The organism is Flavobacterium anseongense (assembly GCF_021608185.1).
Taxonomy (GTDB): domain Bacteria; phylum Bacteroidota; class Bacteroidia; order Flavobacteriales; family Flavobacteriaceae; genus Flavobacterium; species Flavobacterium anseongense.
Genome location: NZ_JAKIHN010000009.1, coordinates 1 through 25,640, shown reverse-complemented (window position 1 = coordinate 25,640; position 25,640 = coordinate 1). Strand labels below are relative to the sequence as shown.

Annotated in this window: 21 protein-coding genes and 1 tRNA gene; 11 read left to right on the top strand and 11 right to left on the bottom strand. The window is 36.0% G+C overall.

The window, feature by feature from the left end; all coding sequences use genetic code 11:
* Positions 1-97: 97 nt before the first annotated feature.
* The 4 genes from L1S35_RS11570 to L1S35_RS11555 all read right to left on the bottom strand — a co-directional run bounded on the left by L1S35_RS11570 (position 98) and on the right by L1S35_RS11555 (position 3,149).
* The gene (locus L1S35_RS11570; protein WP_236400840.1) at positions 98-631 is read right to left on the bottom strand and encodes a GNAT family N-acetyltransferase; all 534 of its coding nucleotides are present in this window, start codon (positions 629-631) and stop codon (positions 98-100) included.
* Positions 631-1,203: a hypothetical protein gene (locus L1S35_RS11565; RefSeq protein WP_236400838.1), complete on the bottom strand. Its 573-nt coding sequence runs from the start codon at positions 1,201-1,203 to the stop codon at positions 631-633. Before L1S35_RS11565 ends, L1S35_RS11570 begins: the two co-directional genes overlap by 1 nt.
* A 7-nt stretch (positions 1,204-1,210) precedes the next feature.
* Positions 1,211-1,897, bottom strand: a complete 687-nt coding sequence (locus L1S35_RS11560) for a Crp/Fnr family transcriptional regulator (protein WP_236400836.1) — start codon at positions 1,895-1,897, stop codon at positions 1,211-1,213.
* 115 nt (positions 1,898-2,012) lie between these two features.
* Positions 2,013-3,149, bottom strand: a complete 1,137-nt coding sequence (locus tag L1S35_RS11555; RefSeq protein WP_236400834.1) for an acyl-CoA dehydrogenase family protein — start codon at positions 3,147-3,149, stop codon at positions 2,013-2,015.
* A gap of 94 nt (positions 3,150-3,243) precedes the next feature.
* Between L1S35_RS11555 and L1S35_RS11550 the strand changes: the two genes are divergently transcribed.
* Positions 3,244-4,311: an anhydro-N-acetylmuramic acid kinase gene (locus tag L1S35_RS11550; protein ID WP_236400833.1), complete on the top strand. Its 1,068-nt coding sequence runs from the start codon at positions 3,244-3,246 to the stop codon at positions 4,309-4,311.
* Here the strand turns inward: L1S35_RS11550 and L1S35_RS11545 are convergent, their stop codons facing one another.
* The gene (locus L1S35_RS11545) at positions 4,312-5,310 is read right to left on the bottom strand and encodes a bestrophin family protein (RefSeq protein WP_236400832.1); all 999 of its coding nucleotides are present in this window, start codon (positions 5,308-5,310) and stop codon (positions 4,312-4,314) included.
* A gap of 3 nt (positions 5,311-5,313) precedes the next feature.
* On the bottom strand, positions 5,314-6,060 hold the full coding sequence (locus tag L1S35_RS11540; protein WP_236400830.1) for an LCIB family protein: 747 nt from the start codon (positions 6,058-6,060) through the stop codon (positions 5,314-5,316).
* A 233-nt stretch (positions 6,061-6,293) separates the two neighbouring features.
* Here L1S35_RS11540 and L1S35_RS11535 point away from each other — a divergent pair, with 233 nt between their 5' ends.
* On the top strand, positions 6,294-7,520 hold the full coding sequence (locus tag L1S35_RS11535) for a Glu/Leu/Phe/Val dehydrogenase dimerization domain-containing protein (protein WP_236400828.1): 1,227 nt from the start codon (positions 6,294-6,296) through the stop codon (positions 7,518-7,520).
* A gap of 77 nt (positions 7,521-7,597) precedes the next feature.
* Complete coding sequence (locus L1S35_RS11530; protein ID WP_236400826.1) at positions 7,598-8,476, top strand: energy transducer TonB family protein; 879 nt, start codon at positions 7,598-7,600, stop codon at positions 8,474-8,476.
* 54 nt (positions 8,477-8,530) lie between these two features.
* On the opposite strand, the gene L1S35_RS11525 is transcribed toward L1S35_RS11530, so the two are convergent.
* The 3 genes from L1S35_RS11525 to L1S35_RS11515 are packed head-to-tail and all read right to left on the bottom strand — an operon-like array spanning position 8,531 to position 10,183.
* Positions 8,531-9,067 carry a DUF4468 domain-containing protein gene (locus L1S35_RS11525; protein WP_236400824.1) on the bottom strand — a complete coding sequence of 179 codons (537 nt, stop codon included), beginning with the start codon at positions 9,065-9,067 and terminating at the stop codon, positions 8,531-8,533.
* Positions 9,068-9,093: 26 nt separating this feature from the next.
* Positions 9,094-9,489, bottom strand: a complete 396-nt coding sequence (locus L1S35_RS11520; protein WP_236400822.1) for an ExbD/TolR family protein — start codon at positions 9,487-9,489, stop codon at positions 9,094-9,096.
* Positions 9,470-10,183, bottom strand: a complete 714-nt coding sequence (locus L1S35_RS11515) for a MotA/TolQ/ExbB proton channel family protein (protein WP_236401021.1) — start codon at positions 10,181-10,183, stop codon at positions 9,470-9,472. Before L1S35_RS11515 ends, L1S35_RS11520 begins: the two co-directional genes overlap by 20 nt.
* A 128-nt stretch (positions 10,184-10,311) precedes the next feature.
* Here L1S35_RS11515 and L1S35_RS11510 point away from each other — a divergent pair, with 128 nt between their 5' ends.
* Positions 10,312-11,532, top strand: a complete 1,221-nt coding sequence (locus L1S35_RS11510; RefSeq protein ID WP_236400820.1) for a bifunctional folylpolyglutamate synthase/dihydrofolate synthase — start codon at positions 10,312-10,314, stop codon at positions 11,530-11,532.
* Between the two features lie 68 nt (positions 11,533-11,600).
* A tRNA-Val gene (locus L1S35_RS11505) sits at positions 11,601-11,675 on the top strand.
* A 161-nt stretch (positions 11,676-11,836) separates the two neighbouring features.
* Here L1S35_RS11505 and L1S35_RS11500 read toward each other — a convergent pair.
* Positions 11,837-13,126 carry a UDP-N-acetylmuramoyl-tripeptide--D-alanyl-D-alanine ligase gene (locus L1S35_RS11500; protein WP_236400818.1) on the bottom strand — a complete coding sequence of 430 codons (1,290 nt, stop codon included), beginning with the start codon at positions 13,124-13,126 and terminating at the stop codon, positions 11,837-11,839.
* A 70-nt stretch (positions 13,127-13,196) separates the two neighbouring features.
* A complete protein-coding gene (gene gldJ / locus L1S35_RS11495; protein ID WP_236401019.1) occupies positions 13,197-14,924 on the bottom strand; it encodes a gliding motility lipoprotein GldJ in 1,728 nt (575 codons plus the stop codon).
* Positions 14,925-15,130: 206 nt separating this feature from the next.
* Here gldJ and porU point away from each other — a divergent pair, with 206 nt between their 5' ends.
* From porU to L1S35_RS11465, 6 genes are all read left to right on the top strand, one after another.
* Positions 15,131-18,997 (top strand): type IX secretion system sortase PorU, encoded by a 3,867-nt coding sequence (gene porU, locus L1S35_RS11490; protein ID WP_236400816.1) that lies wholly within the window; start codon positions 15,131-15,133, stop codon positions 18,995-18,997.
* A 37-nt stretch (positions 18,998-19,034) separates the two neighbouring features.
* Positions 19,035-20,255, top strand: coding sequence for a type IX secretion system outer membrane channel protein PorV (gene porV / locus L1S35_RS11485; RefSeq protein ID WP_236400814.1), 1,221 nt, complete (start codon positions 19,035-19,037; stop codon positions 20,253-20,255).
* Positions 20,256-20,339: 84 nt separating this feature from the next.
* Positions 20,340-20,822 (top strand): cytidine deaminase, encoded by a 483-nt coding sequence (cdd, locus tag L1S35_RS11480; RefSeq protein WP_236400812.1) that lies wholly within the window; start codon positions 20,340-20,342, stop codon positions 20,820-20,822.
* Positions 20,823-20,962: 140 nt separating this feature from the next.
* Positions 20,963-21,964 (top strand): pyruvate dehydrogenase (acetyl-transferring) E1 component subunit alpha, encoded by a 1,002-nt coding sequence (gene pdhA, locus L1S35_RS11475; protein WP_236400810.1) that lies wholly within the window; start codon positions 20,963-20,965, stop codon positions 21,962-21,964.
* A gap of 2 nt (positions 21,965-21,966) precedes the next feature.
* On the top strand, positions 21,967-23,598 hold the full coding sequence (locus tag L1S35_RS11470; protein WP_236400808.1) for a dihydrolipoyl dehydrogenase family protein: 1,632 nt from the start codon (positions 21,967-21,969) through the stop codon (positions 23,596-23,598).
* A gap of 105 nt (positions 23,599-23,703) precedes the next feature.
* Positions 23,704-25,551 (top strand): M1 family metallopeptidase, encoded by a 1,848-nt coding sequence (locus L1S35_RS11465; RefSeq protein ID WP_236400806.1) that lies wholly within the window; start codon positions 23,704-23,706, stop codon positions 25,549-25,551.
* Positions 25,552-25,640 lie beyond the last annotated feature (89 nt).

Below are 25,640 nucleotides of genomic sequence, written 5' to 3'. Positions count from 1 at the left end.
AAAGATGCGACAGCTTTAAATGCTATAAAATGGACAATAAACGCAAGGTGATGGACAATTTTCCCTTTATTGATTTATGCCTGTTTTTTGGCAGCTTCTATTCTTTAATTCTACCATAATAAATCAAGTCAACCACTTCTCCTTTTGTGGTTTTATAGTCTTTTCTGATTTTACCTTCAATTTGAAAACCAGCTTTATCTGCCAGCTTTTGGGCAGCAATATTACTTTCGTGTGTTCTCAAAAACAGTTTTGCAAAACCAAAATGGTCAAAGCAATAATCCACAAACAAAGAAAATGCTTTTGAGCTTATCCCTTTTCCTGCGTAATCTTTATCAGTATAAAATCCCAATTCGGCTTTTGGAATATTCCAATCGATGTTTTTTATGTCAATAAAACCAACTAGCTCCATATTTTCATCATTCTCTATAACAAACGCATAATAGAGTTTAGCATAACGTTTTTGAATTATTTCGCGCAAAAAAACTTCTGTGTCTTCAAATGTTCGTGTTCTGGAAACTGTTCCGGTAAAAAAATCCTCAAGTCTTTTGCGGTTATTTTCAATCAGCGAAAAGTAGTTTTCCAAATCACTGATTACTATTCGTCGGACGGTATAATTATCAAAATGTATCATTATTGTTCAAAAACGATATCAATAAATGGTATTCCTCTTTTATAGGTTGTATTTAACACAAAGGCATCCGTTATTTTGAGATCACCCATAACAAAAGGGAAAACATAATTTGGTCCGGAATTATACAATAACCTTCCCATGGTATTTGTAATGTATGGTGCCCAGTTATTCTGTATTCTTTTGATGGTATAGGAATGCCCAACCAACAATGGAATGGAGCCAACAGACACATACGAAGTTGCCGTTGATGAAAAAACATGGTCACCACTATAAATTAAAGTAGCTGATGTATTGTCAAAAATTTCTATTCGATATGGGACAGAAGCAATATCAGGATAACTTTGGTACCCGATGCTGCATATATTTTTTGGGGTTAATACTTCAAAACTATAGTCGTGCCTTGACGTATCAAATGTAACCCTGTCATCATAGGTTACAGCTAGCTGGTCATACAGTTGATGAAACTCCGAATTAGTAGTGTCGCATACTGGTGGCAAGGAATCTGATTTACTTTCAGAGCAACCTATACTTAATGCATATAGGAGCAGTAGCCCAATAAAGTTTGCTTTCATTTATTATTTAAATAGTTAGTAACTTGGTTATATCTTCTATAATAATTTCTTTTCTACCATAATGCATCAAGCCTTTTTCTTCGAGTTCGTTTAGCAATGACGTAGCGGTTTGGCGTGAAGTGCAAATGATTTGGGCGATATCGTTTTGAGTAAGGTAATTTTCGATGACAACTCGGTTTCCATCTCTTTTCCCATCGCGTTCTGCCCAGTCTTTCAAGAAAGTCAGTAACCTAGTTTTGGCATCTTTAGAAATCAGATTGGCATAATTATTTTTGATACGTTTCATTTTCAAACCAACGAACTTGGTATAAGACAGCGCCAGACTTGGATTACGCAACAACAAATCTTCAAAGTCAGACATCAGAAAACTACAAATGGTAACTTCATCAGTTAAAGCTTTGGCATATTCATTTGAATTTCGGTCGTTTTCTAATTCTAATTCACCAAATAAATCGCCTTTTTGGATAATATCTTTGATAGTTTCGTTGCCGTCTTCATCAACAGAAACAATTTTGATATTGCCTTTTTTGAGTAAAAAAACACGAGGCACATCAGAAGAAGAAAAATAAATAATATCGCCTTTCTTTGCTTTTTTAAAACCGGTAATAATGCATAACTGCTTGATTTGTGACATGCTCAATGTCCAAAACAATTTATGATCGCGGAGATACCAATATTTTAATTCATCATACATATAGAGTAAATGTACTAATTTTTTTAAATCAAAAAACCCTCTCGTTTCCGAAAGGGTTTAGTGATTATTAATTTTAAATTTCAAGATTTATTCTTCTCAAATATAGGAAAAAAATTTATACCAAACCACGAGAAATTACAATTCTTTGAATTTCTGAAGTTCCTTCATAAATCTGCGTAATTTTCGAATCACGCATCATACGCTCTACATGATATTCGGCAACATAACCGTTTCCGCCATGAATTTGAACCGCTTCATTGGCAACTTCCAAAGCAATTTCAGAAGCATAAAGTTTTGCCATCGAACCCGAATGCGCAATGTCTTTTCCTTCATCTTTTTCGCAGGCAGCTTTCATAATCAAAAGTTTAGCAGCCGTAATTTTCACATACATATCCGCTAATTTAAACGCAATAGCTTGGTGTTTAAAAATTTCTTTGCCAAATGCTTTACGTTCATGCGAATATTTCAAAGCCAATTCATAAGCTCCGGTTGCAATTCCTAATGCTTGTGATGCAATCCCGATTCTTCCTCCGTTTAAGACATTCATTGCGAAATTAAAACCAAAACCATCAGCGCCAATCCTATTTTCTTTTGGAACTTTAACATCAGTAAACATTAGCGAATGAGTATCGCTTCCGCGAATTCCCATTTTCTTTTCTTTTGGACCGATTTCAAAACCAGCCCAGCCTTTTTCAACGATAAAAGCATTGATTCCTTTGTGTCCTTTTGCTACATCGGTTTGTGCAATCACTAAATAAGTCGAAGCTGTTCCGCCGTTGGTAATCCAGTTTTTGGTTCCGTTTAACAAATAGTAATCGCCCTTATCAATAGCTGTTGTTTTTTGTGAACTTGCATCACTACCTGCTTCCGGTTCAGATAAGCAGAAAGCGCCTATAACTTCTCCTTTTGCCAATGGCACTAAGTATTTCATTTTTTGTTCTTCCGAACAATATTTTTCCATTCCGGCACAAACCAAAGAATTGTTTACCGACATGATAACCGCAGCCGAAGCATCCACTTTAGCAATTTCGGTCATCGCCAAAACATAAGAAACACTGTCTAATCCTGCTCCACCATATTTTGGATCCACCATCATTCCTAAGAATCCTAATTCCGCCATCATTTTTACTTGTTCTGTTGGAAACTTAGAATGTTCGTCTCTTTCAATTACGCCAGGTAATAATTCTGCTACAGCAAAATCTCTTGCTGCTTGTTGAATCATTAGCTGTTCTTCGGTTAAATTAAAATCCATAGTTGTGAAGATTTGTGTTGTTGTTTCGTTAATTTTGGTGTGCAAAAATAGAATATAAAAGTTAAAATTTCAAACGATTTCGTAAATTTAGCCAATGTTTAAAAAAACCTACAATGTTATCGGAGTAATGTCAGGCACTTCGCTTGATGGCATCGATTTGGCACACATATATTTTTCAATAATTGAAGGTAAATGGAACTTCGAAATTCTTGAAACCGAAACCGTTTCTTATAGCAATGATTGGTTAAACAAATTAAAAACTGCCGTTGATTTTTCCGAAGTCGAATTGCAGCAACTCAATGAAGACTATACAGTGTTGTTGGCAAATGTCATCAAGACCTTTATTGAAAAAAACAATTTAAAAAACCTCGATGCAGTTTGTTCTCATGGACATACAATTCTGCATCAGCCACAAAATGGCTTTACGCTTCAAATTGGAAATCTTCCCAAAATAGCAAAACTGATTAACCAGACTGTGGTTTGTGATTTTAGAGTTCAAGATGTTGAGTTGGGTGGACAAGGGGCACCATTGGTTCCGATTGGTGACCGGATTTTATTTTCGGATTTTTATTATTGCCTGAATTTGGGTGGCTTTTCTAATGTTTCATTTGAGCAAAATGGCAACAGAATCGCTTTTGACATTTCTCCGGTAAATACCGTTCTGAATTTTTATGCAAATCAACTCGGATTGGATTATGATGATAAAGGAAAAATTGCACGTTCAGGAAAAGGCAATACCGATTTAATGAATGAATTGAATGCATTGGATTATTACAAAAAACCGTTTCCAAAATCGCTCGGATTTGAATTTGTAAAAACAACTGTTTTGCCATTGATAGAACGATACACTATTCCAATAGAAGATAAGATGCGGACATTTATTGAGCATATTACTTTTCAGACTGCTGTGGCTTTACCAAAAAAGCAAGGCAAACTATTAGCAACCGGTGGCGGAACCTATAATGATTTTTTGATGGAACGAATGCGCTATCATTTACCTCAACTTGAAATTATTATTCCTGATAAAAAAACTATTGAGTTCAAAGAAGCCTTGATTTTTGCGTTGCTTGGCGTTTTAAAATTACGTGGTGAGATTAATGTTTTGAGTAGTGTTACTGGTGCGAAGAAAGATCATAGTAGCGGCGAAATATTTCAACCATAACTACATCAAAAAACCATTTTCACTCTTTAAAGGTGCAGGAATATTTTCATCATCTATCATTTGGAGCAAATCAATCTCAATGCCTCTCGAAATAGCCGTAATCGGAATATCGTTATACGAACCTTCAAAAGGATTTTCAGAGTAATCACCTATTTTTTCCATCAAAAAGAAAACCCAAATCACTAAAGCCGAAAAGAGTACTACCAATAAATGAGAATATTCTTTAGCATCGGCAAAAACATTCAACATGCCAAAAGGAATTAAGATGGAGAAAATAAGCGCTTGCCATAACGCCACGGAAGCATACTGCCTCGGAAAAGGAAAGTTTTTAATACGTTCACTTCTTCCTTGGTCGTCAAAGAAAGTCCCTATCAACTTGTGAAATTCCATATGTCTGAAATCATCAAAGTAATTTTGGTTTCGCAAAGCTTGTAAATCATTAGCCTGATGTTTTAAAATTTGTACTGCAATATTGGCTTTGCCTATACAACCCTCGAGTTCTTCTTTAGCTAAAAGTTTGCAAAGTTCCCCATCAAGTTTGTCAAAATACTTATCCGTAGCTTCCGGAAAATATATCCCTTTGATTCTTTCTTCTTGGTGTTCCCATTCACGAGACAAACGCAATTGGTAACGCAAAGCTGTCATCCAAGCAATGTGGCGATAAATAATTCTTTTTTTGATTTCCTCTTTTTTTGGCCCGTCAATAAAAGCAGTTACTGCAACTCCAAAAGTTCTGCTATTGTTGACAATTCCGCCCCAAATTTTTCGGGCTTCCCATGTTCTGTCGTAACTGGCATTGTTTTTAAATCCCAAATAAAAAGCAACAGCAATACCCAAAACACTGATGGGTTGCCATGGTAATGATATGTCTATTTCATAATTCTTTTTTAACAAGCAATAAATTAATAAAACAGCACCTGCATAAATTGTCCCATAAATAAAAGGCATTTTTGACCAATTAAAAGTTTGCCAAAAACCATAATTTCTTTTAGTATACATAGTTTATAAAGGATATTTATTAAGGTAATCAATACGTTTGCCAGTAGCTAGTTCAATCACGTCAAAGCGCTTTGTAGCACTAAACGAACCTATATCTGTATCACTGTTAATGAGAATTGCTCCTACCAATATTACATATTTACAGTTATAAGCTGTAGCCTTAACCAATTCATTTATACGCTTATCTATGGCTTCATAAATAACCTCAGTAGTTTCATATAGCGGAACTGTTGCGGATGTAATTCTGTTTTTTTCTTTGAGGACAATTTGTTCCAGAATATTCATTTGATAATCCATTTCGGTGATATTACCTTCTTGGATTTGATTATTTTGTAATTTACCCAAAGCTGCTCGAGCTGCACCACAACATCCCGAATTTTTAGATTGACCAAAACGATGTATTTCACCAACTATCCCTTCTTTTGAAATGCCAATATGCGGACCATAATAAATAAAAACTGCACCTTCGTCAGGAACATGGCTTGCAAAAGCGCCCATTCCGGTCAAACCAGTAAATGGAAAACCATCTAATCCACCCATTTTAAATGGACCTAAAAACTCATGCGTTCTAACCGGATATTGAATACTATTCACATCATCACTACAAATACTGTCGGCCAACATAACTTGATTCGGTTCTAAATCCAATTGTTCTTCTACAAAATCAATTAACCGATTTACACTATCTATAGTAGTGGAAGCATTGGGATAATATTGTCTAATTATGTTCAGCTTATCTCTTTTTCTCATACCTATTAAAAAAGTTAGTAACTATAGCCTTACTAAAGTAAAAAAAATCTTTTAAGACACAAAAAGTAAAAGCACAATTCTAGGTAAATCAAATAAATATTAAAAAACAAATCCCAAATCCTAATTTCAAATCCCGAAGCTTCGGGACTAATTCCTAATTCTTATATTTGCACCACAAACTAAATTGACTCTAACTAAAATGAAAATCTGAAACCAATTCAGATTGCAAAACAATGAAAGACTTATTAAAAAAATTCGAAGACAAAACACCTGAAATAGTATTCAACTGGAAAGATTCCGAGACTGAGGCCGAAGGTTGGACCGTTATTAATTCGCTTCGCGGAGGTGCTGCTGGAGGTGGAACCCGAATGAGAAAAGGACTAGACATGAACGAAGTACTATCGTTAGCCAAAACAATGGAAGTTAAATTTTCTGTTTCAGGTCCGGCGATTGGCGGTGCAAAATCGGGCATAAACTTCGACCCAAATGATCCACGCAAAAAAGGGGTTTTACAACGTTGGTATAAAGCCGTATCACCACTGTTAAAAAGCTACTACGGAACAGGTGGTGATTTGAATGTTGATGAAATTCACGAAGTAATTCCGTTTACCGAAGAATGTGGTGTATGGCATCCGCAGGAAGGTGTTTTTAACGGACATTTCAAACCTACCGAAGCTGATAAAATCAACCGTATCGGTCAATTGCGTCAAGGCGTAATCAAAGTAATCGAAAACCCAAAATTCTCTCCTGATGTATTGCGTAAATACACTGTTGCCGATATGATTACAGGCTATGGCGTTGCCGAAGCCGTTCGCCATTATTATAGTATTTATGGCGGTGATGTTCGTGGTAAAAAAGCCATTGTACAAGGTTTTGGAAATGTTGGTTCAGCGGCAGCTTTTTATCTTGCCGAAATGGGAGCAAAAATTGTGGGTATCATCGACCGTGATGGTGGAATCATCAATGAAGAAGGTTACACTTTTGAAGAAATAAAAAGATTGTTCTTAAACAAAGACGGAAACAAATTGGTAGCAGAAAACATGATACCATTTGAAGAAATCAATCAAAAAATATGGACATTAGGTGCTGATATTTTTGCTCCTTGTGCAGCATCAAGATTGGTAACCAAAGACCAAATCGATAACCTTATCAATCATGGTTTGGAAGTTATTTCGTGTGGTGCCAATGTGCCATTTGCCGATAAAGAAATTTTCTTTGGCAGCATCATGGAAGCAACCGATAGCAAAGTAAGTTTGATTCCCGACTTTATTTCAAACTGTGGAATGGCCAGAGTATTTGCTTACTTTATGGAAGCAAAAGTGCAAATGACTGATGAGGCTATCTTCTACGACATTTCGGAAACTATAAAAAAGGCGTTAGAAAAGGCACACAATTTGAGTGCAGACAAAAAAAATATCAGCGCAACTGCTTTTGAAATTGCCCTGAAACAATTGGTGTAATAAAAAATATCTGTTGCAATTACACAATAATTTGTATTTTTAAGCGTTATATTTAGTAACGAACAAAAGAAAAAGCTATGAGTTTTCAATTGACAGAAGATGACAAAAAATCGTTAGCCATTACGACTGTAGTGTATGCTTTGTTGATTCTTTTACTTTTCCTATTGCGTTTTTGGCCTCCGGCTGATATGAAAATCATGGGCGGTGGTGGCGGTGGTGGCATCGAGATGAACTTTGGCGATAGCGATTTTGGTATGGGCGATAACTATAAAAGTGAAGTCATTAATGTAAAAGACCAGGTCAAAGCTACTGCTGTAGCAACTCCAGACGAAGATGTGATTTCGGATGATAATGCTGATGACAATGTTGTTGTACCCAAAAAAGAGAATGTAAAAACTCCCGTTCCTGTAAAAAAAGATGTAAAACCGTCAGTTGTAAAACCAAAAGTTTCTAAAAGTGCTGATGATGCTTTATCCAGTATTCTTGGTAATAAAGGTGGCGATGGAAATGATTCCAAAAGCGGAAACAAAGGAAGCGCTAACGGAAATCTAAATTCCAGTGGCTATTATGGTAACGGAAGCGGAACAGGTTCAGGTGGCGGAAACGGTTCGGGTAACGGAACAGGAAGTGGTTCGGGCACCGGTTCAGGAAGTGGTGGCGGAAGTGGTGGCGGAAACGGAAGCGGTTCGGGCTATGCATTAGGCAACCGAAAAGCACTAAGCAAACCACAACCGGATTATACTTGTCAAGAACAAGGAAGAGTTGCCGTTCAGGTTTCAGTTGATAGAAACGGGAATACCATTAGCGTTACAGCCGGTGTTCAGGGAACAACCAATACTGCTAAATGTTTGCTTGACCAAGCCAAAATAGCTGCAATGAATACCAAATGGCAGCCTGACAGCAGTGCTCCTGAAAAGCAAGTTGGAAAGATAATTTATACTTTCAGTTTGAACTAAACATAAAAAAATCCCATCGAATGAATGGGATTTTTTATTTCTATATATAAAAGATTACCAGTTTTCGGCTTTCTTCTTTTTATCCATAAAGACAATCAGACTTTTATTCAACTCATTGAAAAGTGATTCATAAGCTGCCGGCACATCATCTTTATATTTTTTCAACGTACCATCTTTATCGTAATACTCTGAAAAATCATCCAGATTATGAACCGTAGTATTCGCTGAGTTATTCGGTTTTTCAGTCAAGCCAAGAGCGGCAAACTTATATTTCCCTTCTTTGAAATTTATTTCGATGGTAAACGTAGCTGTAGTACAAACCGTTGTTCCTCCGGCTTTACTGCATAGAAAATTCTCTTTAGTGCCTTCAATAACAAGCTTTTCATTTTCTACAGATGAAATCACAGTAAAGTTTTTCTTAGCATTATCTTTTACCCATGCTGTTGCTCTGTTATAGGTGTCTTTAGCGGAACCCTCATAAATGGTTACAATAAAATCGGTCAATCCGTCTTTTGAAAATTTAAATTCGGTGTCCTGTGCAAAAGTTGATGTGGTCACAAATGCCATCAACAATAAAGTTTTCAGTTTCATGTACTAACTATTTAATTTTATAAATTTTATTTTGGACTTGTTGCAATGACAAACTTGAGTTTGTTCTTCACTCCTATTTGCAATACATCAACTAAATCCTGTACTTGCAATGTCGCCGGAATTCTGATTACTACTGTTTGTTGCTTTTCAGGGTCCATCAACTCTAGTAATCTGGTTTCCAATTGTTCCAAAAGCACTTCTTCTTTGTCAATGAAATATCTTTTTTCATCGGTTACCGATAAGGTGATGAGTTGCTTGTTTGTCTTTTCATTGGTTTTCGATTTTGGCAATGTCATTCGGATAACATTTGGATTTGCCAAGGTCGAGATGATTAAGAAAAACAGCAATAAGAAAAACATAATGTCGCTCAAAGAAGATGTGGCGACTTCTGCATGAAATCGTTTATTTCGCTTTATGGCCATTTGGTCGTTGAATTATATTTACAAATTCTAATACTTGTTTTTGAATCTCCAATGAGAAATTATCAATTTTTCCATTGAATAAGTGATAAGCGCTGTAAGCGATAATACCAACTATCAAACCGGCACCGCTACTAATCATTTTCTCATACAATCCGCCCGAAATATTTCCGATACTAATATCTTCGGTTACCGAAATGCTGTAGAAAATTTTAATAACTCCCGAAATCGTTCCGATAAATCCTAATGTTGGTGCAATACCGGCAATCAAACCTAATTGGCCTAATTTCTTTTCCATATAACCAATTTCGATATTGGCGGCACGTTCCATATTTCCTTCAATTTCTCCGATATGTCTTCCTATCGTTAGGACACCTTCTTTTATAACTGTTCCTTGAGCGTTACCGCTTCTTTCGGCAGAAGAAACAGCCATTTCAATGTTGGCGTTATTCAAATGATTGCGAATATCTTTCATCAAATGATTGTCGATTTTGGCTGCTTTATGAATATACAGATAGCGCTCAAAAACGAGGTAGATGGTATAAAATAACAAAATTGCAATTGGAATTAGGAATAAACCTCCTTTGAAAATGAACTCCAAAACCGAAACTTCATTGGTTAATGCTGCATTTGCTTGGTCTACTGCAGGAAGTGCTTGTGCTAAAGTATCAGCTTGTAACTGTAAAAAAGTACTTATCATATTTATCTAATTTTTGGCAATTAATTCTGAAAATAATTTCAAATTTGTGTTTTCAAATACGCATCACAATATAAACGAAAAAAAGTGTATAAAAGTATATTGCGCGCTAATTTTTTCCTAAAATTATGAACTACAAAGAAACGCTGGATTGGATGTTTAATAAATTGCCGATGTACCAAACACAAGGTGCTACGGCATATAGAAAAGACATTACCAATACTGTTTTGTTAGCCAAACATTTAGGAAATCCGGAGCTTCAGTTGAAATGCATTCACGTAGCCGGAACTAACGGAAAAGGTTCTACTTCCCATTTATTGGCTTCGGTTTTACAGGAAGCAGGATATAAAGTGGGTTTGTATACTTCGCCACATTTGAAAGATTTTCGAGAGCGAATCGCCATCAACGGAACACCAATTTCTGAAGATTATGTTTGCAAATTTATAACCAAAAACAAAACTTTTTTCGAAGCCAATGAATTGAGTTTTTTTGAGATGAGTGTTGGATTGGCATTCGAATATTTTATTAAAGAGAAAACCGATATCAATATTATTGAAGTCGGAATGGGCGGACGATTGGATTCAACTAATATCGTTACACCATTGGTTTCGGTTATTACTAATATTGGATTAGACCACACGCAATTTTTAGGCAATACACTTGAAGCTATTGCTTTTGAAAAAGCTGGAATCATTAAGCCAAAAATTCCTGTAGTTATTGGCGAATATGTTGCAGAAACAAAGCCTGTTTTTTGGGCTAAAGCCAATGAAACAGAATCCCAAATTTATTTTGCTTCCGATTTGATTCAAGAAACTTACCCTTCGGCATTACTTGGCGATTATCAGATTCAGAATAAAAAAACGGTTTTGCAAACTATAAAAGTATTGCAAGATAAAAATCTAATCATCGTTTCAGAATCCAACATCAAAGAAGGCTTTTTGAATGTTATTAAAAACACCAATTTACAAGGCAGATGGCAGCTGCTTGGAGATAAACCTAAGATTATTTGTGACACTGCCCACAATGCTCACGGATTGAAAATAATCATCAATCAGTTACAAAAGGAAAAATACGACCAATTGCATATTGTTTTGGGATTAGTTAATGACAAAAATTTAGATGAAATTTTGCCTTTGTTTCCGAAGAATGCTATTTATTATTTCTGCAGACCAAATAATTTTAGAGGTTTAGACGAGGCTATTTTAAAAGAAAAAGCGGCGGGATTTAATCTTATCGGCGAAAGATACATTTCAGTATCAAATGCTTATCAGTCCGCCAGGAAAAATGCCAATGAAAATGACTTTATTTATATTGGCGGAAGTACATTTGTTGTTGCAGAAATTTTATAATTTTTTTCAAATATGTTTGCAATATCAAAAAAGTAGTCTATATTTGCACTCGCAATCAAGCGCAACACGGGTGATTAGCTCAGTTGGTTCAGAGCATCTCGTTTACACCGAGAGGGTCGGGGGTTCGAATCCCTCATTACCCACAAAAAAACCGAAACAAAAGTTTCGGTTTTTTTTATTTCCTAAAGCGTAGAAAGTTTACTTTCGTAAGGTTTGAGAATAAAAAAAACCTAAAAGGCTCTTTCTAGCCTTTTAGGTTTTTCTTGTTCAGTGTTCTCCAAAATGGGCTCAACACAGTTAATCCTTAATTATTAATATACTCCAAAGTCCGCTCTAAAGCCATTCCCCTGGAACCTTTTATAAGAATTGTTTTGTCTTCCAACTTTGATGATGATAGGTATTTGGCAAAATCTTCGAATGTATTATAAAAGTGGAAGTTCTGATTTTGAATACTATTCGCAAAAAAATCTTTGCCAACAAAATGGCATTCAAAATCGCTGTTTTTATTCAAAAAATTGACAATAGCCTTATGCTCAGCCAGGCTTTCTTCTCCAAGCTCATACATATCTCCAATGATAACACACTTATTTATCTTGTCTAATTGAATGAAATTCTCCAACGCTACTATCATGCTACTCGGATTCGCATTGTAAGCATCTAATATAATTTCATTTGACCCTTTTGTCAAAAGTTGTGACCGATTGTTTTCGGGAATATAGCTTTCGATGGCAGCTTTTATATCAGTTGTAGCAACATTAAAATGATTTCCGATAGTGATTGCAGCATTTATATTATTAGCATTGTACAACCCAATTAAATGGGAATTGATTTCGACACCTAATGTTCTGATTTTAACAAATGGATTAGCTTCAACGCCATCAATAAATACATTAACGCTTTTATTTTTTTGGCTGAAAGTAATTCTGTTAAAATGCTCTGTTTTCTCATTCTGAATTTTGTCATCCAGATTTACAAAAACCGATTTGTTATTTGCTTGTAAATAAGCATACATTTCACTTTTCCCTTTTATTACGCCTTCCACTCCACCAAAACCTTCGAGATGTGCTTTACCAAAATTGGTAATATAACCATAATCCGGTTGTGCAATTTCGCATAGAAATTCAATTTCTTTTTGGTGATTGGCACCCATCTCTACAATTCCGATTTTTGTTTCGGCTGTGAATGATAATAAGGTTAACGGAACGCCAATGTGATTGTTTAAATTTCCAACAGTTGCTTTTGTATTGAATTTTTTAGAAAGGACCACATTGATTAATTCTTTTGTTGTTGTCTTACCGTTACTTCCTGTTAAAGCAATAACGGGAAGATTAAGGAATTGTCTGTGAAACCTTGCTAATTTCTGAAGTGTTTCCAAACTATCATTTACCAAAATAGTTCTCTCATCAATATAATAATCAGCGTTATCAATGACAACGTAACTTGCTCCTTTTTCTAATGCTTCTTTAGCAAAAGTATTTGCATCAAAGCGTTCGCCTTTAATAGCAACAAAAAAAGAGTTTGCTTCAATCTTTCTTGTATCGATTGAAACCTTACTGCATTTTAAAAATAAATCATGGATATTCTGAATGGTCATTGGCAAAATTGTTAAAATAAAAAAGCCCTTAAAAATAGGGCTTTTTTATTATTATTCATAAAACTAAAAATTAGTTTCTTGCTCTTTTCTTTTTGTCGGCTTTGGCACCAACTCTCGACATAGCACATCTGAATCCGATGTAGTCTGTCGCGATATCTTGTGGATAATATCTTCTTTGTGCCGGGTCTAACCAATAAGCTCTGTCTCTCCAAGAACCACCTTTATAAACTCTAACATCATCATTAACTAAAGTAGTACGCTTGTTAGAGCGGTCATATTTTTTAACCATATTCCCTAAACTGTCAGTAGATACATTATGTTTTGGAGAATCATACATTCTTTGATCGTCTCTTAATTTTCCTTTTTCGTCACCTTCTTCAGAAGCACCAAATTTGAAATATCTCGTAGATTGTTTATCACCATCACGATAATTTATGTTATTTGATTTATCAAAATTTTGTCTCAAATAAGTTTCTTTATCATCAACCGGAACTTGAGCAATTTGCCCCGGGAAGTTTCTTGATACAATCTTACCATTTGAAAGCGTATCGAATTTTTGAGTTTCAGGAGTAACTAATTCAACTTTTCCATCTTCTCCAATTTTGTCTTTCATGTAAACGTTACCTCTGTAGTAATTGAAGTCATTAGCTTCATCGTCAACTATAGGTCTGTAAACATCAGCAACCCATTCGGCTACGTTTCCTGCCATGTCATATAATCCAAAGTCATTTGGAGGGTATGATTTAACTTTATTGGTAATATCAGCACCATCATCAGACCATCCTGCAATTCCACCGTAATCTCCTTTTCCTTGTTTGAAGTTAGCCAATTGATCTCCTCTAACTTGTCTTTTCCCTGAACGGGTATAGCTTCCTGACCAAGGGTATTTTTTCTGTCCTTTATATTGGTTGTATTCTCTTTGTCCTACATCAGCAGCAGCAGCATATTCCCACTCAGCTTCTGTTGGCAATCTATATTCAGGCAAAATCAAACCTGAAGTTCTTTGCGCGTAAACATTCTTTTTACTGTTTCCGGCAGTGTTATTAGCACCTGCAGCAGGAGTACCACTTGCTTTTGGAGCAGTTCCTCTACCTTGTCCTTTTTTCAAAACAAGCTTTTCATCCCCACCTTTAGCAGTAGAAGGAGAAGCAAGATATGCATTAGTGCTGAATACTTTGTCAGCAGTCATGTCAGTAACTTTTGAATCTTTTTTCAAATACTTTTGTTGCTCAAGAATATTTTCGTTCACACGGTCTGTTCTCCACTTAGCAAATTCAGTAGCCTGAATCCAATTAACACCAACTACAGGATATTCAGCATAAGCTGGATGTCTCAAATAGTTTTCAGTCATAGTTTCGTTATATCCAAGTCTGTTTCTCCATACTAATGTATCCGGAGAAGCACCTTCGTAGATGTTTTTATAATTTTCCTGATCTGGTGGAAAAACTGTTTTTAACCAACTTAAGTATTCCATATACATCATATTGGTTACCTCTGTTTCGTCCATATAAAAAGACATAACGTGTTGCTGATTTGGCGTATTATTCCAATCATGCATTACGTCATCCTGAACTTTACCCATGGTAAATGTTCCTCCTTCAACCAAAACCAAACCTGGTCCCGTTGCCTGCTTTTTAAATTTAGAAGCATATTGGAAACCTCCTTTTTTATCGTTGATTTTCCAACCGGTTGCTTTCGAACCACCTTTGTTGCTGTCCTTTTTACTACAACTAGTAAAACCAACCATTATCACTAATGATAGTAATAATTTTACTGCTATAATTTTGTTTACTTTCATATTCATAGTAGGTATAAATTTCGAGGCGCAATATAAGTATTTACCATTAAATTGCAACAACTTTTTTTAATTAATACTAAATTCGCTCCCTGTAAACGAATTTTATATATAACGCAAAATTAGTAGTTTTATTGTATTTTGTCTCAAAAAAATATTTTTTTTGGTTTTTTATACTAATTTTCAAAAAAACACGTTTACTGTATACTATGAAAAGGAACATTACTATTTGCTTACTATTTTTGAGCACCTTCTTAGCAATGGCTCAAGAACAAGGAGACGTTTCATTAAATTGGACAGACAAAAAAGAATTGTCATATGGCAGTTTTTCATATATGGCACCTCAGTTTAACACTCAAAATTATGAGTTTGATGTTTATTCTAAAACCATATCCTATTCTTTAACCATACAACTTAATAGCAAGGTTAATGAAAATGCCATTCAAATAACTAATCTTGTTTTTGAAACTATTCCGGAAAGCCAACTTGGCGATATTGCTGTGAAAAATATTCCTTCTGTTTTTAAATCATCGTTTAAAAGCTATAATGCAAGAGAAAAATATTATGGGAAAATCAAGCTTACGCCAATAGTTAAAGAAGGAAGCTCTTTTAAAAAACTAATCTCTTTCAGCTATACTATTCAACAAAATGCCTCAAGGACACCAAATACCGTTAACAACGTTACTGCTATTGAGAACTCCGTTTTAAGTTCGGGCAATTGGTATCGGTTTTATGTTCAAAAATCAGGTGTGTACAAAATCACTAAAAGTTTTCTTCAAAGTTTAGGGCTTAACACGAATGTAGATCCAAGAAAAATAAAAATTTATGGCAATGGCGGAAGAATGTTGCCGTTACTGAATTCTGTTGAGTATCCTATGGATTTAACCGAAAATGCCATTCAGTTTATTGGCGAAACCGATGGTGTTTTTGACAACGGCGATTTCATCCTTTTTTATGCTGAAGGTTTGGATAACTGGAATGACGATTACAAGAGCAACCTAAACATCTATGCTGACAAGTCTTATTATTATGTAACAGCGCAAGGCGATACAGGAAAGCGAATTACCGATATGACACAACCTTCCGGTAGCCCAACTGTAAACATAACTACTTTTGATGATTATCAGTTTCACGAAGTTGATGATGTCAATGTTGAAAAGTTAGGCAGAATTTGGTTTGGAGAAAGTTTTAGTGTCGACAGTGAGCAGGAATTTAAATTTAAATTTCCAAACATTGTAAGTTCTTCTCCTATTGAAATTAAAGCTCACGTTGCCGGAGTAACTACGACCATCAATAATTTTAAAATAGAAGCCAACACACAAGTGGTTGGAAATATTCTTCTAGATCCCGGAAGCAGCAGCGATGCTTTAGTTATAGAAAGAAATTTAAATGCAACTGCCACTGTATCTTCCGAAGATGTAAACATAAAAGTAACTTATGATAATGGCGGCGTGCCAAGTTCAAAAGGCTACTTAGATTACATCAACATCAAAGCCAAAAGAAATCTTCAGGCATTTGGCAAACAATTCCGTTTTCAGTTTGATCAGGCTTCAGCTTCTTTACCTACAATCATTGGTGAATACCAACTTTCAAACGCTTCATCTATCTCACAAATTTGGGACATTACCGATAGATTTAACGTAACCAAAACAGAAAATGCCACATCAAGTACTTTTTCATTTAAATCCAATTTGGGAGAAGTTCGAAAATACATTGCCATTGATAATTCCGATTATTATTCACCATTAAAAGATTCGAAATCAAAAGTGGATATCCAAAATTTAAAAGGTACTATTTTTAATGATGCGCAAGGGCAATGGCAGAAAATTGATTATTTAATTATTACACCTAAATTCTTAAATGCCCAAGCCGAAAAATTAGCTGCTTTTCACAGAAGCTATTCTAATCTGAATGTCAAAGTGGTAAATCTGGAAACTATTTATCCTGAATTTTCATCCGGAAAACAAGACATAGGAGCGATTAGAAATTTTGTAAAATACGTTTACTTTAATGCTCCGGTTGGTGAACGGGTAAAATACTTAAACATTTTCGGAGATGCATCCTATGATTTTAAAGACCGAATTGCAAACAACACTAATATTGTTCCGATATATCAGGCATTGAATAGTTACTCCGAATCACAGTTTTCTTTTGCTTCAGATGATTTTTTTGCTATGATGAATGATGATGAAGGTCGATTAGATTATGGCAATACATCATTCGATGGAGGCACTAGTATCAGTTTTGATTTAGGCGGAATCGATATTGCTGTCGGACGAATGATTGTCAGCACCACACAACAAGCAGATGAAATGGTTAACAAAGTAATTGAATACCATGATTTGAAATCCTATGGCAGTTGGAGAACCAATTATGTAGCCATAGCCGATGATTCGGATAAAATTTCTGATGCATCTTTACAATACAAACAAAATAACCTTACCGATATAATAGTTGCTGAAAAACCATTTATCAATTTCAAAAAAATATTACTCGATTCTTATGAACAGCAAACTTCAGCCGGAGGAAAAAGATATCCAAAAGCAAGAGAAGAAATTTTTGCCGCTTTCGAAAAGGGAGCATTAGTATTTAATTATTTAGGACATGGTGGTGAAGATGGTTTATCAGGTGAACGTATTTGGGAAAAATCAGATGGACAAAATTTGAGTAACCGATATAAATATCCACTCTTTATTACTATCACTTGTGATTTTTCCAGATTTGACAATCCTTATCGTCCGACTGCCGGCGAATATACCTATTGGAATCCAAGAGGTGGTGCTATATCAATGATAACAACTGTTCGTTCCATAGACCAAGGAAACGCTGAAGTATTTAATGATAAACTATCCGAGTATTTATTCTCATACGACAGCGATGAATACACCTCTATTGCCGAAGCGCTTCGTCTTGCTAAAAATTTTAATTCTACTACTGCCAGTAACGTTGTCTTTTATTTAGGCGATCCTGCTTTAATGTTAGCCATTCCAAAACCAAGAGTAGTTCTGACAAAAGTTAATGACATGCCTGTTTCTGGACCAATCGATGATTTTCAATCGCTGGCATTTGTAAAATTAGCCGGAGAAGTTTTGGATGAAAACAATAACCTTTTACAAACTTATAATGGCGAATTATCGGTTAACATTTTTGATAAAAACGTAATCCGAACCACACTTAACAATGATAATAATAGCCCGTCAATTCCTTTTACAACATTGGGCGAAACTATTTTTAGAGGAAATGCTTCAGTGGCAAATGGTATTTTTGAGTTTGGTTTTGTAGTTCCAAGAGATATTAGAGTTCTTGTTGGCAACGGAAGAATTAGTTTTTATTCCAAAAGAAATCAGATTCTTTTAGACAAATACGGACAAAATACAGATATTAAAATTGGCGGAATCAACACTAGTGCCGTAGCCGATAATACTGGACCAACCGTAAAATTATATATGAATGATGAAACATTTGTGAATGGTGGTATTACAAATGAATCCCCGTTTTTCTTAGCCATACTCGAAGACGAACACGGAATAAATACCGCAAGCGGAATTGGTCATGATATAGTTGGTATTCTTGATGGAGACGAAACAAAGCCCTACATCATGAATGATTATTATCAAACCGAATTAGATGATTACACAAAAGGCAGAGTTTATTTCCCTTTCCGAAATTTAGCCCCAGGTTTGCATACAATTACATTTAAAGCCTGGGATGTTTATAATAATCCCATTACTGCCGAAATTCAATTTGTAGTGGTTGGCGATGAAAATATTGCGCTTGAACATGTACTAAATTATCCAAATCCGTTTGTAAGTTATACCGAATTTTGGTTTTCTCACAACAGACCATTTGAACCTTTGGATGTTCAAGTACAGGTAATGACCATAACAGGTAAAATTGTATGGACAAAAAATCAAACCGTAACAACAGATGGTTTTCTTTCAAGAGAAATAACCTGGGATGGAAAAGATGATTTTGGAGACCGAATTGGTAAAGGTGTTTATGTCTATAAATTGACTGTAAAGTCCACTTTATCGAATAAAAAGGCAGAAAAAATAGAAAAACTTGTAATCCTTTAGGAAAATACTATATTTGTTAACTTTTATAAAATTGAAAATGAAAAAATTCGCAATATTATTTTTACTAGCCTCAATACAAAATATTAATGCACAACAAGATAGCCGAGTTATCACTACCGGAGTTCCGTTTCTTTTAGTTGCTGCCGATGCTCGAGCTGCAGGTATGGCAGACCAAGGAGTTGCTACTTCACCAGATGCTTTTTCACAACAATGGAACCCCGCAAAATATGCATTTGCTACCGACAAACAAGGTTTCACAGCAAGTTATACTCCTTATTTAACCGATTTAGTTAACGATATTTCTTTAGGACAAGCTACCTACTATAACCGATTCAATGAGCGAAGTGCATTTGCAGTAAGCTTGCGTTATTTTGGTTTAGGTGAAATTGAATTAAGACAGAATGCTGATGATGAACCTCAAATTGTTAAACCAAATGAATTGGCTTTAGATGGTTCATACTCATTACACTTAAGTGAGCGTTTTGCCATGTCAGTTGCCGGACGCTATATTCGTTCTGCTTTAAGAATTCCCTCCGGTGAATCTACCGATTCCAAACCGGCAAGTTCATTTGCAGTCGATATCGCAGGATATTATGTAGGTGAAGAAGCCGCTTTCGCCGATTTTAACGGTCGTTTGCGTCTTGGCTTTAATTTCCAAAACATGGGACCAAAAATCAACTACGATGCTGGTGCTTCTGACGATAACAGTGCTAACTTCCTTCCGGCTAATATGAGAATTGGTGCCGGCTACGACTTTATCCTTGACGATTTCAACAAAGTAACTTTAAGCGTTGAGTTGGCAAAACTTTTAGTGCCAACACCACAAAGTGCCGATAGAAACGGTAATGGCATTGTAGATAGTCAAACTTACACCGATGAAAATGGCAATGAGGTGAATGAAATAGATATAAGAGATCAAAACATTGCAGACTATAACAAAATCAACTGGGTTTCCGGTATCTTCTCTTCTTTTGGAGATGCACCCGGAGGATTTAGTGAAGAGCTTAAAGAGTTTACTTATTCGGTTGGTACCGAATATTTATACCAAGATTCATTCGCTTTCCGTTTAGGATATTTCCACGAAAGTCCAATAAAAGGTGCCAGAAAATTTTTCTCACTTGGAGCCGGATTTAAATACAACGTAGTTAAAGTAGATGTGTCTTATTTGTTCTCTGCATCAAAAGTGAAAAACCCATTAGAAAATACACTTCGCTTCTCATTATCGTTTAACTTTGGTGATAAATACGAAGATTATTAATAGCTGATAAATAATAAAAACAACATCCAAATTTCAAAAAAGAGATTTGGATTTTTTTTCCTCAATAAGTATCAATAAAAGCAAATGAACAAAATAGAAATTAAAACCTCGTTTACAGCATTTCAATCTGTTGATGAACTTCCGCAAGATGTTCAATCTCTAATGCAGCAAGCTGTCGAAGTCAGAAAAAATGCTTATGCTCCTTATTCAAAATTCAGAGTTGGAGCAGCACTACTTTTAGATAACGGAAAAATTGTTTTAGGATCAAACCAGGAAAACGCTGCCTATCCATCCGGACTTTGTGCCGAAAGAGTTGCTATTTTCCATTCAAATGCAATCTATCCTGATGCACGAATTGTAAAAATGGCAATATCCGCAGCATCTGATACAAATCCGACTCTTACTCCAATTCCTCCCTGCGGTGGTTGCAGACAATCAATTTCTGAATATGAATTCAAACAAAACTCGCCAATAGAAATCTATTTTATGGGTGAAAGTGGTGAAATTTATAAATCAGATTCCATTAAAAATTTATTACCACTAACCTTCGACAAAAACTTCTTATAAAAGGTAAAAATTACTCTTTTAAAATTTTACTTCTAACTCGGAATGTTTTACTTTTGCCATTCGCAAATTTGTATGTGAGTGAACTATTTTGCGTTGAAATATAATTTACAACTTAATAACGCTTTAGCAAAAAGTAAAAAATGAAAGAAGTAACAAAAGAAGTTTATTTAAAGTGGTACGAAGACATGCTACTTTGGAGAAAGTTTGAAGACAAACTTGCAGCACTTTATATTCAACAAAAAGTTAGAGGATTTCTACACTTATACAATGGTCAGGAAGCCGTTTTAGCTGGTGCATTACACGCTATGAACTTAGGTGGAAAAGACAAAATGATTACAGCCTATCGTAATCACGTGCAGCCAATCGGAATGGGTGTTGACCCAAGAAGAGTAATGGCAGAACTACTTGGAAAAGTAACCGGAACCTCAAAAGGAATGGGTGGTTCTATGCACATCTTCTCAAAAGAACACGGATTTTATGGTGGTCACGGTATCGTTGGAGCTCAAATTCCGGTTGGTGCAGGTATGGCTTTCGCCGATAAATATTTCAACACCGGCGGTGTAACACTTACCTATTTTGGTGATGGTGCAGCGCGTCAGGGTTCATTACACGAAGCCTTCAACATGGCTATGTTATGGAAATTACCTGTAGTATTCATTTGCGAAAATAATGGATATGCAATGGGAACTTCTGTAGAAAGAACTGCAAATCATACCGATATCTGGAAACTTGGTTTGGGCTATGAAATGCCATGCGGACCAGTTGACGGAATGAATCCTGTAAAAGTTGCCGAGGCTATGCACGAAGCTATGGAAAGAGCACGTCGTGGTGACGGACCAACTTTCTTAGAAATGAAAACATACCGATACAGAGGTCACTCCATGTCGGATGCACAATTATACCGTTCGAAAGACGAAGTAGAAGAATACAGAAAAATTGACCCAATCACTCAAGTGCTTGACATCATCAAGGAAAACAAGTATGCAACCGATGCAGAAATTGAAATCATTGACGAAAGAGTAAAAGATTTAGTTGAAGAATGTGCAACATTCGCCGAAGAATCTCCTTTCCCTGAAGTACAACAATTGTATGATGTGGTTTACGAACAAGAAAATTATCCTTTCATCCCTCACAGACTATAATTATGGCGACAAAAATCACAATGCCGCGTTTGAGCGATACGATGACAGAAGGAACTGTTGCTACTTGGTTGAAAAAAGTAGGCGACACTATAAAAGAAGGTGATATCCTTGCGGAAATCGAAACTGATAAAGCTACAATGGAATTTGAATCTTTCAATTCAGGGACTTTATTATATATAGGAATTAAAGAAGGTGAAACCGCTGCGGTGGATTCATTATTAGCAATCATCGGAAATGAAGGTGAAGATATTTCGGGATTAATTTCAGGTGCTGCAGAAGCTACTCAGGAAGTTAAGGCTGAAGCTACAGCACCTAATGTTACAGAAGCACCAGCTGCTGCATCGGCTCCAGCTTCTTTACCAAAAGGAGTTGTAGTAGTAACGATGCCTCGTCTTAGTGATACAATGACAGAAGGAACCGTAGCGACCTGGTTGAAAAAAGTAGGTGACGAAGTTAAAGAAGGTGATATCCTTGCTGAAATCGAAACCGATAAAGCTACTATGGAATTTGAATCTTTCAACGCCGGTACTTTATTGTTCATCGGAATTAACGAAGGAGAATCTGCACCGGTTGACAGCGTTTTAGCTATCATCGGTCCTGCAGGAACAGATGTTTCAGGCATAGCCGAAAATTATAAAAAAGGTGGTGCTGAGCCAGTTACTGCTCCGGTTGCAACAGAACAATCAGCAATAGCTGTACCAACAGTAGAAGCTACTCAAACAACAACTGATGGAGGAAGAATTTTTGCTTCGCCATTAGCAAAACAAATTGCTAAGGATAAAGGAATTAATCTTTCTCAAATAAAAGGTTCGGGAGAAAACGGTCGTATCACGAAAAGTGATGTGGAAAACTTTACTCCATTAGCGGCTGCGACAAGTCAGGCTGCTCAACCAGCTACTGACAACGCACAACCTGCTCCAACCGTGGCAAAACCATTTGTACCAGCAGGAGAAATAGCAACAGAAGAAATCAAAAATTCGCAAATGCGTAAAATCATTGCGAAACGTTTATCAGAATCATTGTTCACAGCACCGCATTACAACTTAGTAATTGAAGTAACAATGGACGAAGCAATGAAATCAAGAGCAGTCATTAATAGTGTTCCGGACACCAAAGTGTCTTTCAACGATATGGTGATTAAAGCTAGTGCATTGGCGTTGAAAAAACATCCAAAGATCAATTCACAATGGTCAGCAGAAGCTATTACCATCAACTACCACGTAAATATTGGTGTTGCTGTAGCAGTTGAAGACGGATTAGTAGTTCCGGTATTGCCATTTACTGATGGTATGAGTTTATCTCAAATTGGCGCAAGCGTTAGAGATCTTGCCGGAAGAGCAAAAAGCAAAAAGTTATTACCATCAGAAATGGAAGGAAGTACTTTTACTATTTCTAATCTTGGAATGTTCGGTATTACTGAATTCAACTCCATCATCAACCAACCAAATTCTGCTATCCTTTCAGTAGGAGCCATTGTAGAAAAACCGGTTGTAAAAAATGGACAGATTGTAGTTGGAAACACTATGATGTTATCATTAGCTTGTGATCACAGAACTATTGACGGAGCAACAGGAGCGCAATTCCTGCAAACCCTGAAACAGTATATAGAAAACCCTGTTACAATGCTGGCATAACCAAGAGTCAGTCTGAGTTTGTCGAAGACCTTTAGATAATAAAACCCGTTCTTGGAATTCCAAAACGGGTTTTTCTTTTTAAATTAGACCCAAATAAAATTACCTATGAACAAATTAAGTTTACTGATAGTTCTCATTACTTTTACTGCCTGTCAAAAAAAAGCAGAACCAATACAAAATCAAACAACAAAAGACTCCCACTCCTTTTCAAATTCATCTGAAGCAATTGTCAAACACCTGGATTTAGATATTAAAGTCGATTTTGACACCCAAACTATTTCAGGAAAAGCTTCGTGGACAATTGATAATATCTCCAAAGGAAACGAAATCATCTTCGATGAAAACACGCTGAACATCACCAAAGTTACTTTGGGCGATGACGAAAAAGAAACCAAATTCGAACTGGGAAATGAAATTGAACTCCACGGAAAACCACTTCATATAACTATAGAACCGAATACTACCAAGGTCAACATCTATTACAACACAACTAAAGATGGCGTAGCACTGCAATGGCTGAAGCCTGAACAAACCGCCGATAAAAAATATCCATTTGTGTTTTCACAGGGACAAAGCATTTGGTCAAGAACTTGGATTCCTTGTCAGGATTCACCTGGAGTTCGTTTTACATATAATGCTAAAGTTACTGTTCCAAAAGATTTAATAGCATTAATGAGTGCTGTCAATCCACAACAGAAAAACGATACCGGAGTGTATACTTTTAAACAGGAAAAAGCAATTCCATCCTATTTGATGGCGATTGCCGTTGGTGACGTCGAATTCAAATCTATTGATAACAGAACCGGAGTTTATGCTGAGCATTCTGTAATTGATAAAGCCAAATGGGAATTTGCTGAATTAGGAAAAATGGTCTACGCAGCCGAAAAGTTATTTGGATCCTATCGTTGGGGCAGATATGATGTGATTGTGCTGCCACCAAGTTTTCCTTTTGGCGGAATGGAGAATCCAAATTTAACCTTTCTTACACCTACCGTTTTAGCCGGCGATCGTTCGTTAACCAGTTTGTTAGCACACGAATTAGGACACAGTTGGAGCGGAAACCTGGTAACCAATGCCTCATGGGATGAAACCTGGCTCAACGAAGGTTTTACCACTTATGTTGAACACCGAATTGGTGAAGAAGTATTCGGAGTTAACGAAGCCCAAATGCAGGACGTCTTAAGCCGAAAAGTGTTGCAAAACAATTTGGATGAACTTGGAATTGAAAGCCCTGATACGCGTTTAAAGATAGACACATCAGGTAAAAATCCCGATGATGGATTGAGTGACATTCCTTATGAAAAAGGATATGCCTTTTTACAGACTATTGAAACTGCTGTTGGCCGCAAAAAATTTGATGCTTTTATCACTAACTATTTCAATGACCATGCCTTCCAATCGGTAACAACTGAAGAATTTGTGGATTATTACAATAAAAATCTAATCAAAGGTGACAAAGCTTTAGCTGATAAAATCAAAGCCGAGGAATGGATTTACAAACCGGGAATTCCATCCAATATAATCACTCCGGTTTCAGAAGATTTCAACACCATTGACGCTATCCAAAAAACATGGAGAAAAACCGGCATTAATGGATTGAATCAAAAGATAAAGTCAACCAACGAAAAACAGCACTTTATAGATTATCTACCAAAAGATTTAACCGTTGAGGAAATGACAGCCATCGACAAAGAATTCAACTTTACTAATGGTGGAAACTTTGTTGTAAAACGCCAATGGTTTATTATTGCGATACAACATCAGTATAAATTTGCCTACCCTGCCATCGAACAATTCCTGACTTCTTATAGTAGAACATATTCCTTAACACCGTTATACAAAAAAATGATTAAAACTCCCGAAGGGAAAGTTTGGGCAAAACAAATTTATGCCAAAGCAAAACCAGGGTATCATGCAACGACTGTGGAAGCGCTAGAAAAGATATTGAAATAGAATTATGGCGTGTCCCTTCGGGCCGGGCTGTCCGTTATATCTTTTTACTGTTTTGTTGCGTTGGGTTTTACAAAAGTACACTCGGCTTA

Coding starts and splice junctions, on each gene's coding strand:
- L1S35_RS11545 (WP_236400832.1), bottom strand. CDS start 5,310: ATGTATACTAAAAGAAATTATGGTTTTTGGCAAACTTTTAATTGGTCA.
- L1S35_RS11470 (WP_236400808.1), top strand. CDS start 21,967: ATGGCGACAAAAATCACAATGCCGCGTTTGAGCGATACGATGACAGAA.
- porV (WP_236400814.1), top strand. CDS start 19,035: ATGAAAAAATTCGCAATATTATTTTTACTAGCCTCAATACAAAATATT.
- L1S35_RS11540 (WP_236400830.1), bottom strand. CDS start 6,060: ATGAGAAAAAGAGATAAGCTGAACATAATTAGACAATATTATCCCAAT.
- pdhA (WP_236400810.1), top strand. CDS start 20,963: ATGAAAGAAGTAACAAAAGAAGTTTATTTAAAGTGGTACGAAGACATG.
- L1S35_RS11510 (WP_236400820.1), top strand. CDS start 10,312: ATGAACTACAAAGAAACGCTGGATTGGATGTTTAATAAATTGCCGATG.
- cdd (WP_236400812.1), top strand. CDS start 20,340: ATGAACAAAATAGAAATTAAAACCTCGTTTACAGCATTTCAATCTGTT.
- L1S35_RS11565 (WP_236400838.1), bottom strand. CDS start 1,203: ATGAAAGCAAACTTTATTGGGCTACTGCTCCTATATGCATTAAGTATA.
- porU (WP_236400816.1), top strand. CDS start 15,131: ATGAAAAGGAACATTACTATTTGCTTACTATTTTTGAGCACCTTCTTA.
- L1S35_RS11465 (WP_236400806.1), top strand. CDS start 23,704: ATGAACAAATTAAGTTTACTGATAGTTCTCATTACTTTTACTGCCTGT.
- L1S35_RS11550 (WP_236400833.1), top strand. CDS start 3,244: ATGTTTAAAAAAACCTACAATGTTATCGGAGTAATGTCAGGCACTTCG.
- L1S35_RS11530 (WP_236400826.1), top strand. CDS start 7,598: ATGAGTTTTCAATTGACAGAAGATGACAAAAAATCGTTAGCCATTACG.
- L1S35_RS11535 (WP_236400828.1), top strand. CDS start 6,294: ATGAAAGACTTATTAAAAAAATTCGAAGACAAAACACCTGAAATAGTA.
- L1S35_RS11525 (WP_236400824.1), bottom strand. CDS start 9,067: ATGAAACTGAAAACTTTATTGTTGATGGCATTTGTGACCACATCAACT.
- L1S35_RS11570 (WP_236400840.1), bottom strand. CDS start 631: ATGATACATTTTGATAATTATACCGTCCGACGAATAGTAATCAGTGAT.
- L1S35_RS11555 (WP_236400834.1), bottom strand. CDS start 3,149: ATGGATTTTAATTTAACCGAAGAACAGCTAATGATTCAACAAGCAGCA.
- L1S35_RS11500 (WP_236400818.1), bottom strand. CDS start 13,126: ATGACCATTCAGAATATCCATGATTTATTTTTAAAATGCAGTAAGGTT.
- L1S35_RS11520 (WP_236400822.1), bottom strand. CDS start 9,489: ATGGCCATAAAGCGAAATAAACGATTTCATGCAGAAGTCGCCACATCT.
- L1S35_RS11560 (WP_236400836.1), bottom strand. CDS start 1,897: ATGTATGATGAATTAAAATATTGGTATCTCCGCGATCATAAATTGTTT.
- gldJ (WP_236401019.1), bottom strand. CDS start 14,924: ATGAAAGTAAACAAAATTATAGCAGTAAAATTATTACTATCATTAGTG.